Consider the following 13,176-nt stretch of genomic DNA (forward strand, 5'->3'; position numbering starts at 1 on the left):
AACGCGCCCATCACGCCAGCCGCAACGCCAGCACGCCACCGATGATGAGCGACGCCGCCAGCCAGCGCGCGCGGGGTATCCGTTCGCGCAGCAGGAACACCGAGATCAGCAGCGCGAACAGGATCGAGGATTCGCGCAGCGCCGAAATCATTGCCACCGGCGCCTGGGTCATGGCCCACAATGCCATCGCATAGGAGGCGGTGGTGCCGACGCCACCGGCCAGTCCCAGCGGCCAATGCCGCCGGGCATAGTCCAGCACCGCGCCGCCGCGCGTGTACAACGCCCACAGCGGCAGCGGGATGCCCGACAGCAGGAACAACCACAACGTGTAGCTGAGCGCGCTGCCGGACTGGCGCGCACCCTGCGCGTCGACCAGCGTGTAGGTGGCGATCATCGCTGCGGTCAGCAGCGGCAGGCGCAGTTGGCCGCCACGCGCACCCACTGCCATGCACAGGATGCCGGTGCTCACCAGTACCACGCCCAGCCACGCTGCAGCCGGCAATGGTTCACCGAGCAGGGTGCCCGCCAGTGCGACCAGGATCGGCGCGCTGCCACGCATCAGCGGGTAGGCCAGGCTCATGTCGACCTGCTGGTAACAGCGTGCGACCAGCCCGTAATAGGTCACCTGCAACAGCACCGATGCGCCCAGCCAGGGCCAGCTGTGCGCGGCGGGAAAAGGCAGGAAGGGCAGGGCGGCGGCCGACAGCAGCGCGGCGCTGCCGGTGACCAGCACGGTGCCGAGGAACTTGTCCGGCCCGCGCTTGACGATCGCATTCCAGCTGGCATGCAGTGCCGCAGCGGCGAGAACCAGCAGGAAGATCGAAAGAGGCATCCGGCGATGATGCCATGCGGGGGAAATGGAAACGCCGGGCATCGCCCGGCGTTTCCCATTTCGCTTGGGTGGGTGCCAACCTCTCCCGGCGTGGTAGGTGCCAACCTTGGTTGGCACGCACCAGAGCGCGGCGTTACAGCTTCGCGCGCTGTTCGCGCAGGCCGGCCAGCTGGGTGTTCCAGTCGGCCAGGCGCACGCGTTCCTGCTCGACCACGGCCGGCGGCACCTTGTCGGTGAACCTGGCCAGCTTGGTCTCGCTCTTTTCCTTTTCGGCTTCGACGCGAGCGATTTCCTTGTCCAGGCGCACGCGCTCGGCATCGAGATCGACCAGGCCTTCCAGCGGCACCAGCAGCTTCAGCTCGCCCACGATCGCGGCGGCCGCCGGCGGTGCGCTTTCGCCTTCGGCCAGCCACTGGATGCTGTCCAGCTTCAGCAGGAACGACAGCGAGGTGCTGAAGCGTTCGATGCGCACGCGGTCCTGCGCCAGGCCGGCCTGCAGGCGCAGCGGCACCTGCTTGGACGGTGCGACGTTCAGTTCGCTGCGCACGCGACGCACCGCGCTGATCACCGCCTTCAGCCATTCCACGTCGGCCTCGGCCTGGGCGAAATCACCGGCGAATTCGGCGGCGGTCGGGTAGGGGCGCAGCGACAGCGTGGTTTCGGCCAGGCCCAGGCGCGGGGCCAGCTGCTGCCACAGCTGTTCGGTGATGAACGGCGTCAGCGGGTGCAGCAGGCGCAGCAGTGCTTCCAGCACGTACAGCAGGGTGTGGCGGGTGCTTTCGGCATCGGCGGCGTCGGCACCGTTCAGGGCCGGCTTGCTCAGTTCCAGGAACCAGTCGCAGAACGCGTTCCACGCAAACTCGTACAGGCACTGCGCCAGCAGGTCGAAGCGGTAGGCGGCGAAATGCCCCTGTGCCTCGGCGGTGGTGGCGGCCAGGCGGGCGAGGATCCAGCGCTCGGCATCGGTGCGCGGCTTGGGCGCGCCGATGAACGCAGCGCCCTCGGTGTTCATCAGGGCGAAGCGGCTGGCATTCCACAGCTTGTTGCAGAAGTTCTTGTAGCCCTCGGCGCGGTTCATGTCGAACTTGATGTCGCGGCCGTGGGTGGCCAGCGCGGCGATGGTGAAGCGCAACGCATCGGCACCGTGGGCGGCGATGCCGTCCGGGAATTCCTTGCGGGTGGCCTTCTCGATCTTCTCGACCATCTTCGGCTGCATCAGGCCGCCGGTGCGCTTGGCAACCAGATCGTCGATGGTGATGCCGTCGATGATGTCCAGCGGGTCGAGCACGTTGCCCTTGCTCTTGGACATCTTCTGGCCCTGGCCGTCGCGGATCAGGCCGGTGAAGTAGACATCCTTGAACGGGATCTTCCCGACCAGGTTGTCGGTGGCCATGATCATGCGCGCCACCCAGAAGAAGATGATGTCGAAGCCGGTGATCAGCACCGACGACGGCAGGTAGCGGTCGAAGCCACGCTCGGCCATGGCCTGCTCGTTCGGCCAGCCCAGGGTGGAGAACGGCCACAGCTGCGAGGAGAACCAGGTCTCCAGCACGTCGCTTTCCTGGTTCAGCACCACGTCGCTGCCCAGGTTGTGCTTGGCGCGCACTTCCTCTTCGCTGCGACCGACGTAGCAGTTGCCGGTGGCGGCATCGAACCACGCCGGGATGCGGTGGCCCCACCACAGCTGGCGGCTGATGCACCAGTCCTGGATGTTGTTCATCCAGTGGCGGTAGGTGTTGATCCAGTTCGGCGGCACGAAGGAAATGCTTCCGTCCTCGACCAGTTCCAGGCCACGCTTGGCCAGGTCGTCCATCTTCACGAACCACTGGTCGGTCAGGTACGGCTCGATCACCTGGCCGGTACGGTCGCCGCGCGGCACCTGCAGCTTGTGCGCCTTGGTCTCGACCAGGATGCCCAGGTCTTCCAGTTCGGCCAGCACCGCCTTGCGCGCTTCATAGCGGTCCAGGCCCTGGAAGCGTTCCGGCGCATTCTCGTTCAGCGCCGCCACCGGGGTGAACAGGTTGATCATCGGCAGGCTGTGGCGCACGCCCACTTCATAGTCATTGAAATCATGCGCCGGAGTGACCTTGACCACGCCGGTGCCGAACGCGCGGTCCACGTAGTCGTCGGCGATCACCGGCACGCGGCGGCCGGTCAGCGGCAGCACCACGCTCTTGCCGATCAGGTGCGCGTAACGCTCGTCTTCCGGGTGCACCATCACCGCGGTATCGCCCAGCAGGGTTTCCGGGCGGGTGGTGGCGACGACCAGGTAGTCGCGGGTTTCGCGCAGGGTTTCCACGCCGTCGGCATCGCGCTCGACGTGCTCGTAGCTCAGGCCTTCGTCCAGCGTGTAGGCGATCGACCACAGGAAGCCGTCTTCCTCGGCGCTCTCCACTTCCAGGTCGGAAATGGCGGTTTTCAGCACCGGGTCCCAGTTCACCAGGCGCTGGCCGCGGTAGATCAGGCCCTGCTCGTACCAGCGCACGAAGGCTTCATTGACTGCCGCCGACGGCTGCGGGTCCATGGTGAAGGTGCTGCGCGACCAGTCGGCGGAGGTGCCAAGGCGACGCATCTGGCGTTCGATGGTGTCGCCGGACTGCTGCTTCCACTCCCAGACCTTGCCGATGAAGCCTTCGCGGCCCAGCGAATCGCGGGTCTCGCCCTTGCCTTCCAGCGCCAGGTTGCGGCTGACCACCATTTCGGTGGCGATGCCGGCGTGGTCGGTACCGACCTGCCACAGCGTGTCGTAGCCGCGCATGCGGTGGTAGCGCACCAGCGCGTCCATCAGGGTCTGCTGGAAGGCGTGGCCCATGTGCAGGGTGCCGGTCACGTTCGGCGGCGGCAGCAGGATGGTGTACGGCTCGCCCGTGCCGGACGGCTTGAAGTGGCCGGCCTTCTCCCAGGCCTCGTAGAGGTCGGTCTCGAAGGACGTCGGGTCGTAGCTGGAGGCGAGTTGGGTCATGCGGGGGAACCAGGAGGTAATCGTTGAAGGATCAGGGCGCGGCGGCGGCCCATCAAGGGGGCCGGGGCGCGCTCACATGTCATGCTTGTTCAGGTCGTAACCGGCGGCCTTGTACTGGCGCCAGCGCTCGCGCAGCGGTTCGCGCGCTTCCGGATCGGCCGGCACCACTTCCAGCACGCGCTCGCACTGGCCCAGCCAGGGCTCGTCGCGCAGGTTGATCACCAGCGGACGCGCTGGTGCCTCGGTGCCGGGTACCGCGATCAGTACCAGGGCCTCTTCCTCGTCCATGTCTTCGCCGGCGATCTGGTGCGGGATGTAGGCGTCGTTGTCGAACGCCCACAACAGCTCGTCCAGCTCCTCGGCCTGGGCCTGGTCACGGGCCAGCACCAGGGTGAACAACCCGGCGTCGTTGGCCTTGCGCGCCAGCTCACAGACCAGGCGCAGCGGCTCGGTCAGGAAGCGGGGCTTGGCGATCAGGTAGAAGTCGGCGCGGGGCATGGCAGGGTCCGGGTCAGGCAGGGGCCCGGCAGTGCCGGGCGAGGCCCCGGCCGGCGTCTGCCGGCCAGGGTCGGGTACGGCATCAGGCGCGGGCGGCCTGGTCCAGCAGCCACTGGCTCAGCAGGCCGACCGGGCGGCCGGTGGCCATGCCACGCTTGCCTTCATCGCTGGCCACGCCGGCGATGTCCAGATGGGCCCAGCGCTGGCCTTCGGCGAAGCGCGACAGGAAGCAGCCGGCGGTGATCGCGCCAGCCCAGCGGCCACCGATGTTGTAGACGTCGGCGAAGCTCGAATCCAGCATCGGCTGGTACTCGTCCCACAGCGGCAGGCGCCAGGCGCGGTCGAACACGTGCTCGCCGGCGGCCAGCAGCTCGTTGGCCAGGTCATCGTGCTTGCTCATCAGGCCGGCGGTCTGGTGGCCGAGGGCGACCATGCAGGCACCGGTCAGGGTGGCCACGTCGACCAGCGCGGCCGGCTCGAAGCGCTGCGCGTAGGTCAGCGCGTCACACAGGATCAGGCGGCCTTCGGCGTCGGTGTTGCCGACTTCGATGGTCTTGCCCGACATCGAGGTGATCACGTCCGACGGACGATAGGCGTTGCCATCGATGGCGTTTTCCACCGCCGGGACCACCACGACGAGGTTCAGCGGCAGCTTGGCCTTGACCGCAGCGACGAAGGTGCCGATGACGTTGGCGCCACCGCACATGTCGTACTTCATTTCCTCGATGCCGCCCTGGGTCTTCAGGTTGACGCCACCGGTATCGAAGGTGATGCCCTTGCCGACCAGCACGTACGGCTTGGCGTCACCGCCATTGTTCCACTTCAGCACGACCAGGCGCGGGCGGTTGGCCGAGCCACGGGCCACGGCCAGCAGCGAGCCCATGCCCAGCGCTTCCATCTGGTGCTCGTCGAGGATCTCGGCTTCGGCACCCTCGTGCTCGCCGGCGAACTTCACGCCCACGTCGGCCAGATAGGCCGGGGTGCAGTAGTTGGGCGGCAGGTTGCCCAGCTCGCGGGCGAACTCGACACCGGCGGCGATGGCCTGGCCCTGGGCCAGCGCCTGCGCGTCGTCACCGGCGATGGCCAGCTGGGTCAGACCGGCGTCGTCGGCCTTCTTCTTGCCCAGGGTGGCGGTATAGCGGTAGGCGGCGTGATCGGCGGCGATCACCGCCTGACGGATCGCCCAGGCCGCGTCGCGGTCCTTCACCGCCACTTCGGACAGGGTGAACAGCGCGCTGCGGGTGGCGCCGGCCTTCAGCGCGCGCACGGCGTCGCCCACGGCCTTCAGGTACTGCGGCACGCCGAAACGGGCGGCTTCACCGAGGCCGACCACCAGCACGCGCGGGGCGGTCACGCCCGGCAGGTCGTGCAGCAGGGTGGTTGCGCCGGTCTTGCCGGACAGATCGCCACGCTGGGCCAGGGCGGCCAGGCGGCCACCGCTGGCGGCATCCAGGGCCTGCGCCGCCGGGGTCAGGGTATGGTCGGCATACGCGCCGACCACCAGGCAATCAACGGTGGCGGCGGCCGGAGCAACGTGGTTCAGGGTGAATTCGAGGGCCATTGAGCAGATTCCATTGGCGAGTCCGTACAATCGCAGGCCGTTTACGCCCAGACAGTAGACTGGGCGGCACCGCGAACGAACCCCAGAGTTTAAACCACCGCCCCATGCTGAAGCTCGACCGATACCTGCTGGGCGATTTCGTCCAGAGTTTCCTGGCTACCCTGATCGTCCTGCTGGTGGTCAGCGTGGGCGGCGTGCTGGTGGACATCCTCGGCAACATCGCCGACGGACGCCTGCCGGCCAAGCTGCTGTTCTCCCAGCTGGGCCTGCAGTTCATCGCCTACCTGCCGCTGATCCTGCCGCTGGCACTGATGCTGGGCCTGCTGCTGGCCGTGGCGCGGCTGTACCGAGACTCGGAAATGGCGGTCATCACCGCCATTGGTGTTGGCCCCAAGCGACTGCTGCGACCGCTGCTGATGCTGGTGGTGCCGGTGGTGCTGCTGGTCGGCGCCTGCTCGCTGTGGCTGGGCCCGTGGGCAGGCCGGGTGGCCGAGCAGATGATCATCGAGGCCAACCGCAGCGTGCTGATGGCCGGCCTGGAGCCGGGCCGGTTCACGCCGCTGCCCAATGGCGGCGTGGTCTACCTGTCCTCGATCTCGCCTGATGGCACCGAGCTGGGCAAGGTGTTCCTGCAGCGGCAGAAGGACGATCGCCTGGAGGTGGTGTCGGCCAACAGTGGCCGCATGTACTTCGAGGGCAGCCGCCAGCGTTTCCTGGAGCTGGATGATGGCCACCAGGTGGAAGGCCCGGTGGCCGCTGGGCTGGATTACCGGCTGGCGACCTTCGCCCGCAACGACGTGGCCCTGCCCGATGGCGCACAGACCCGCACCGAGGATGACCCGGAACTGATGCCAACCCTGCAGCTGATCGGTGATGCACGGCCGCAGGCGCAGGCGCAGTTGCATCGCCGGCTGGCACCGCCGCTGATCGCGCTGGCATTCGCCCTGCTGACCGTGCCGTTGGGCCGCAGCTCGCCGCGCCAGCAGCGCTACGGCCGCATGATGCTGGCCCTGCTGGCCTACATGGTGGGCACCAACCTGATGTTCATCGGCAGCGGCTGGATTGCCAACGGCAAGATTCCGCCCGCGCTCGGCCTGTGGTGGTTGACCCTGCCGCTGCTGGCGCTGGCGATCTGGATGTATGTACGTGATGGCCGCCTGGGCCGTCCGAAGGGAGCCCGCGCATGAGGCTGCGCCCGATGCGTTTCGACCTGTACCTGGGCCGGTCGGTGTTCACCACCGTGCTGCTGACCTGGGCGGTGCTGGTGGGCCTGGACGTGGTGATGGCCTTCTCCGGCGAGTTCAAGGACATCGGCAAGAACGGCTACACCCTGGGCCATGCCGCCGCGTGGGTGCTGTACACCGTGCCGCGCCGCGCCTACACGATGTTCCCGACGGCCGCGGTGATCGGCGCACTGATGGGCCTGGGCCAGCTGGCCGCGACCTCGGAGCTGACCGCACTGCGTGCACTGGGCCTGTCGCGCAAGCGCCTGAGCGTGTCGGTGGCGATTGCGCTGTCGCTGCTGACCGCGGTGATGGTGCTCAGCGCCGAGACGCTGGGCCCGTGGGGCCAGGACCGTGCCGATGCGCTGAAATCCAGCGCCAAATGGGGGCGGGATATTGCCACTACCCGTTACTCGGGGCTGTGGGCACGCGAAGGCGACAGCTTCCTCAATGCGCAGAGCGGCGAGGAGCAGCTGGTGGGCGACAAGGGCACGCGGCTGATCCTGCGTGATGTGCGCCTGTACCGGGTCGCCGAAGACGGCAAGATCGCCTCGTTGACCCATGCCGCCACCGCCGAGCACGACAAGGACGGCTGGGTGTTGACCGGCGTGCGCCGCGACACCTTTGGCGAGCGCTCGGCAACCCGTCAGGAAGTGGCACGTGAGCCCTGGAACTCGAAGTTGGACCCGGCCGCGCTGGCGACCGGTATCGCCAAGCCGCGCAACCTCAGCGTGTCCGAGCTGAGCACCAGCATTGCCTACCGCGAACGCAACGGGCTGGACGCGCGCGATTTCGAGGATGTGTACTGGAGCCGCTGGTTCTATCCGGTGAACGTGCTGGCCCTGTGCCTGGCGGCGGTGCCGTTCGCGTTCGGATCGCTGCGCAGCGGCGGCATGGGCAAGCGCTTGTTCCTGGGCATCCTGTTCGCATTGGGCTTCTGGCTGCTGCAGCTGTTCTTCGGCCGCATGGCCGGCGCGCTGAAGTTCGATTACCGCATTGCCTACGCGTTGCCGCCGATCGTGATGCTGGCGGTATCCGGACTGCTGTTCCGGCGCAAGTCGGGCTGATTCTGATTGTTGTAGAGCCGAGCCTGTGCTCGGCTGTCACGTACAGTGCGGAAAGCAGCCGAGCACGGGCTCGGCGCTACAGACAGCGCCTTACCGTTTCGGCATCCGCACCAGGCGGGTACCGCTGGCGCGGTCGTGCCAGGTCAGGCGTTGGCGGTCGACCCACGCCCACCAGAATCCCAGACCGCCCAGCAGCAGGGAAAGCGTGCCTACCGCAAAGCGCAGCCACAACTGCCCGCGCCGCAACGGCGTGCCATCGATTGATTGCACTTTCAGCCGCCACGGGCGCATCCCCAGGGTCTGTCCGCCGCGGCGCCAGCTGGCCGTGGCGTACCAGCCCGTGATCGCCCAGCACACCGCCCACAGCAGCCATTGCCAGGCACTGAATGGCGCGATGTTCTCGCGCTGCGCGTGGCCGCTGAAGGTGTAGGCGAGGGTGAACAGCGTGCCGGCCAGCATCCAGAGCGCCAGCACCGGCAGTGCGTCGTAGACCATCGCCAGCGCGCGCCACAGCAGCAATGCGCGCGGATGGAGCATTTCGGTAGCGGCCGCAGGGGCCGTGTCGGTAGCAGGGCGGGACATGCGCCGAGCATACGCAAAGCTGGCCGTGCCCGCAGTGGCCCTCGTATCCTGCACGCATGGCCCTTGTCTCCACCCCCGCCGAACGCCGCCAGCTGGTCCAGCAACTACCCGAGCTTCGCGCCGACGACAGCGTGCGCATCCAGCGCTTCCTCGATGCGATCTGGGCCGAGAACGGCCTGGCCCGTGCCACCCTCGACAGCTACCGGCGTGACCTCGAAGGGTTGGCGCGCTGGATGGATGGACGCGACGGTGGCCTGGCCGGCATCGAGCGTCCCGGATTGTTCGAGTATCTGGCCTGGCGCACCCGGCATGGCTGGTCGCCGCGCAGCAATGCGCGCCTGCTGTCGGCGTTGCGGGCGTTCTTCGCCGATGGCGTGCGGCGCGGCGAACGCAGCGAGGACCCGAGTGCGCTGCTGGATCCGCCGAAGCTGCCACGATTGCTGCCCAAGGCGCTGGCCGAGAGCCAGATCGACGCGCTGTTGGCAGCACCGGATGTCGACAGCCCACTGGGCCTGCGCGATCGCGCCATGCTGGAACTGATGTATGCCGCCGGCCTGCGCGTGAGCGAGCTGGTGTTGCTGCCGGCCACGGCGGTCAACCTTCGCCAGGGCGTGCTGCGGGTCACCGGCAAGGGCAGCAAGGAACGGCTGGTGCCGCTGGGCGAGGAATCCCAGCACTGGCTGGAGCGTTACCTGCAGCAGTCGCGCCCGCAGCTGGTCGGCAAGGGCAAGGTGCATGCCCTGGCGGATGGGCAGACCCCGTTGTTCGTCGAACCGACGCTGCATGCGCTGACCCGGCAGGCGTTCTGGCATCTGGTCAAGCGCCACGCACAGGTGGCCGGCATCGACCCGGCGCGGATCAGCCCGCATGGCCTGCGGCACAGCTTCGCCACCCATCTGCTCAACCGCGGTGCCGACCTGCGCGCGCTGCAGATGCTGCTCGGCCACAGTTCATTGTCGACTACCCAGATCTATACCCTGGTCGCGCGCGAGCACCTGCAGAAGCTGCACGCCCGCCACCATCCGCGTGGCTGAGCGCCGGGCTGAATCGCTGCCCGGGGCGCTGCCGGCCGTCGCCGCCCGGTCGCGGTGGCTGTGTCAGAATCCGGGGTCTTCTTCTGTCGCGGACCGCTCCATGCTCCGATTTGCCATCGCCGCCGTGTTCGGTGCGCTCAGCCTGACCGCCTGCGCCCAGCCGGCTCCACCGGCCGCCAAGGCACCCGCCGCCGCTGCGGCCAAGGCCAGTCCGGCCGCGAATGCGCCCGCCGACCAGGCGGTACGCGCCGCACTGACCGCGTTGAACCCCGGTTTCCAGGTGGACTACATTGGCGCCGCGCCTTTCCCCGGCTTCCGCGAGGTCGTCGTTTCAGGCCAGCTTCTGTATGTGTCCGATGACGGCCGCTATCTGTTCCAGTCTCAGCCCTACGACACCCGCGCCAAGGGCCCGGCCAACAGCGAAGGCCTGCTCGGCTATCGCCGCGGCCTGCTGGCCAAGGCCAACCACGGCGATCGCATCGTGTTCGCCGCGCCGAACGCCAAGTACACCATCAGCGTGTTCACCGACATCGAGTGCGGTTACTGCCGCAAGCTGCACCAGGACATCGCCGAGCTCAACCGCAACGGCATCACCGTCGAGTACCTGGCGTTCCCGCGCATGGGCCTGGGCAGCAAGGACTACACCGACATGATTTCGGTCTGGTGTGCAGCGGATCGTCGCCAGGCGCTGACCAACGCCAAGCGCGGCGGCAACGTTCCCGCCAAGAACTGCACCAATCCGGTGGCGATGCAGTACGCGCTGGGCCAGCAGCTGGGCGTGAATGGTACGCCGGCGATCTTCGCGCCGGACGGCACCCAGCTGGGGGGGTACCTGCCGCCGGCACAGCTGCGTGCGGCGTTGGAAAAGCTGTCGGCCAAGCGCTGATCGCCGTTGACCTTTTCCTGTAGCGCCGAGCCCATGCTCGGCTGCGCAACCATCAGCCGAGCATGGGCTCGGCGCCACAGATCAGAGGCCGGGGGCGCAAAATGCGCCCCCGGCTTTTGCCTTATTTCAGGCCATCACTGACTGCCTTGGTCAGCGTGCCCTGCGCATCGTCACCGCTGAACTCCCAGACGAACGCGCCGCCCAGGCCCTGGGTCTTCACGTAACCCATCTTGCGGGTGATGTTGGCCGGGGTGTCGAAGCTCCACAGCGTGCTGCCGTTGTAGATCCAGGTGGCACCGGCGGTGTTGTCGGTGTAGCCCGGCCACGCCAGGTTCTTCAGCACCTTCCAGTCCTCGATGCCGGCTTCATACGTGCCCGGGGCAGCACCGCTGGCGGTCTGGTACAGGCCGTTGTTGGCATTGGCCACGCCGGTCCAGCCACGCCCGTAGTAGCCGATGCCCAGGTTGAGCTTGGCGGCGGGCACGCCACGGCTGATGAAGGCCTCGATGGCGTCGTTGCTGTTGTACAGCTTCTGGTCGCCGGTGGACGGATCATTCGGCGAATCGAACAGCGCCGACTGGTGATTGGTCCTCGCATCCCACGCGCCGTGGAAGTCGTAGGTCATCACGTTGATGTAGTCCAGGTACGGGTGGTACGCCGCCGGATCGGTGACGCGGATCTTGTCGATGCCGGCACCCACCGCCACCGTCAGCAACAGGCCCGGACGCACCGCATCGAGCTGACGGCGGAACTCGGCCATCAGCGCGGTGAAGTTGGCGTTGTCTTCCGGCTTGCCGCATTCGATGCCGCAGGCCACCGGGTATTCCCAGTCGATGTCGATGCCGTCGAACACGCCCAGCGCCGCACCGGCGCCGCCGGCACCGTCGGTCACCGGCAGGTTGCCCTTGATGTACGCGTCGATGCACGAGGCAACGAAGGCCTGCCGGTTTTCCGGGCGCGCCGCGCTGGAGAAGCCGCGCGACCAGGTCCAGCCACCCAGCGAGATCAGTACCTTCAGGTTCGGGTACTTGGCCTTGAGCTGCTTGAGCTGGTTCCAGTTGCCGCGCAGCGGCTGGTCCCAGGTATCGGCGCTGCCGCTGACACTCTCGGCGGCACTGAAGGCCTTGGTGTAGTCGGCGAAGGCATCGCCACCGGCACCGCTGTTCGGATCCGACGGCTGGGTGATGCCGACTTCGCAGCGGTTGTTGCGCACGTTGCCGAACGCGTAGTTGATGTGGGTCAGGCGCGCCGCCGAACCGCTGCTGTCGATGTTCTTGACCCGGTAGTTGCGGCCGTAGATGCCCCACTGGGTGAAGTAACCGATGACCCGCTTGCCGGTGGTGCCGCCGTCGCCGGCCAGCGTGGTGGCGCTGATCTCGGTGCCCTGCGCCGATGCGTTGCCGGCGTTGTCGCGCGCCCGCACGCGGTAACGGTAGGTGGTCGACGCGGTCAGCCCGCCGTCGACATAGCTGGCACTGGACGGCGAACCGACCAGGCTGCCGTTGCGGTACACGTCATAGCCGGCCAGGCCACTGCCACCGGTGTTGTCGGTGGAAGGACTCCAGCTGAGCGCGATGCTGTTGGCGGTACGGGCACCGACCGCCAGCCCGCCCGGCACGCTCGGTGCGGTGGTGTCGCCGCTGGCGGCGTTGACGGTGATGGTGATCGTCGCCGTGCTGGCGGTGGCATTGTTGTTGTCAGTGGCCACCGCGCGCAGGGTATGGCTGCCGGCGCTGGCGTTGGTCCAGCTGGCTGCATATGGCGCACTGGTGGCCACGCCGAGCGTACTGCCGTCGCGGAAGAATTCGACCTTGGCGACGCTGCCGTCCGGATCGCTGGCGGTGGCGGTCACGTTGACCGTGCTGCCGGCGCTGAAGGTGGCGCCGTTGGCCGGCGAGGTCAGGCTGACCACCGGCGGCTGGTTGGTGCCGGTGCCATCGCAGGCACCGAGGTTGGTGTAGTAGGGCGCACCGGCCGGATGGTCCGGCGGCGCGTTCCAGATGTCCTGGTTCGCCCGATAGAGGACGCCTCCTTTCTGCAGGGTATCGCCGGCCCGGTAGATCTTGGCCTGGTCCCACTGGGCCACGCCGGCACAGCTGGCAGCCTGCGCCAGGCCGGGCAGGGCGGCGCTGCCGGCGGCCAGGGCAAGCAGCCAGGCCAGGTGGCGGGGACGACAGCTTCGGGTCGAACGTTCGGCACTGCGCACAATCGGGTCGTACATGGGTGAGTCTCCGATCAAAGGGCGCGCGGGCCCCGATGGCGCCGCGCGTGACGCAGGTCCGGGCATCGCCCGGGAAGGCGACGGAGGGGCCGGACGGAGGCACCTGGGAGGCCGGGGAGAGAGTCCGGCACCAGGTGGGGACAACGTTGTCATCAATTGCGTGGTCAATCCGTGAGCAAGCGCATGGTTCGGCGATTTGGGCGGAAAGCGGCGCTGGCGCGCAGTCGGCGGCCATCGGCGGAGCCCCCTCGTGGCTGGGGCTTGCTGCTAATAGCGGATTTCTGGGGGTTGGCCGGGCGGGTGGGCTCAG

10 protein-coding genes are annotated in these 13,176 nt (G+C 67.9%); 4 read left to right on the forward strand and 6 right to left on the reverse strand.

The features are described from left to right. Positions 1–10: 10 nt before the first annotated feature. From A7X97_RS16765 to A7X97_RS16780, 4 genes are all read right to left on the reverse strand, one after another. Positions 11–832, reverse strand: a complete 822-nt coding sequence (locus A7X97_RS16765) for an EamA family transporter (protein ID WP_111008222.1) — start codon at positions 830–832, stop codon at positions 11–13. A gap of 133 nt (positions 833–965) precedes the next feature. Further along, the gene (locus A7X97_RS16770) at positions 966–3,794 is read right to left on the reverse strand and encodes a valine--tRNA ligase (protein ID WP_111008223.1); all 2,829 of its coding nucleotides are present in this window, start codon (positions 3,792–3,794) and stop codon (positions 966–968) included. A gap of 72 nt (positions 3,795–3,866) precedes the next feature. After that, positions 3,867–4,292 (reverse strand): DNA polymerase III subunit chi, encoded by a 426-nt coding sequence (locus tag A7X97_RS16775; protein ID WP_005415211.1) that lies wholly within the window; start codon positions 4,290–4,292, stop codon positions 3,867–3,869. An 82-nt stretch (positions 4,293–4,374) separates the two neighbouring features. Then, positions 4,375–5,853, reverse strand: coding sequence for a leucyl aminopeptidase (locus A7X97_RS16780; protein ID WP_072168874.1), 1,479 nt, complete (start codon positions 5,851–5,853; stop codon positions 4,375–4,377). A 104-nt stretch (positions 5,854–5,957) separates the two neighbouring features. Here A7X97_RS16780 and lptF point away from each other — a divergent pair, with 104 nt between their 5' ends. Both lptF and lptG read left to right on the forward strand, forming a co-directional pair. After that, positions 5,958–7,040, forward strand: a complete 1,083-nt coding sequence (gene lptF, locus A7X97_RS16785) for an LPS export ABC transporter permease LptF (protein WP_072168875.1) — start codon at positions 5,958–5,960, stop codon at positions 7,038–7,040. Next, positions 7,037–8,143, forward strand: a complete 1,107-nt coding sequence (gene lptG / locus A7X97_RS16790; protein WP_111008224.1) for an LPS export ABC transporter permease LptG — start codon at positions 7,037–7,039, stop codon at positions 8,141–8,143. Before lptF ends, lptG begins: the two co-directional genes overlap by 4 nt. Positions 8,144–8,233: 90 nt before the next feature. Here lptG and A7X97_RS16795 read toward each other — a convergent pair whose 3' ends face one another. Then, the gene (locus A7X97_RS16795) at positions 8,234–8,725 is read right to left on the reverse strand and encodes an RDD family protein (protein ID WP_088496900.1); all 492 of its coding nucleotides are present in this window, start codon (positions 8,723–8,725) and stop codon (positions 8,234–8,236) included. Between the two features lie 56 nt (positions 8,726–8,781). Between A7X97_RS16795 and xerD the strand changes: the two genes are divergently transcribed. Further along, on the forward strand, positions 8,782–9,759 hold the full coding sequence (gene xerD, locus A7X97_RS16800) for a site-specific tyrosine recombinase XerD (RefSeq protein WP_072168877.1): 978 nt from the start codon (positions 8,782–8,784) through the stop codon (positions 9,757–9,759). Between the two features lie 100 nt (positions 9,760–9,859). Next, a complete protein-coding gene (locus A7X97_RS16805) occupies positions 9,860–10,645 on the forward strand; it encodes a thioredoxin fold domain-containing protein (protein WP_088496901.1) in 786 nt (261 codons plus the stop codon). Between the two features lie 121 nt (positions 10,646–10,766). Here A7X97_RS16805 and A7X97_RS16810 read toward each other — a convergent pair whose 3' ends face one another. Then, entirely contained in the window at positions 10,767–12,866 is a 2,100-nt protein-coding gene (locus A7X97_RS16810) for a glycosyl hydrolase family 18 protein (protein WP_088496902.1), read from the reverse strand. Positions 12,867–13,176: the final 310 nt, after the last annotated feature.

Origin of the sequence: Stenotrophomonas sepilia (genome assembly GCF_003244875.1) — a bacterium.
Lineage (GTDB): Bacteria > Pseudomonadota > Gammaproteobacteria > Xanthomonadales > Xanthomonadaceae > Stenotrophomonas > Stenotrophomonas sepilia.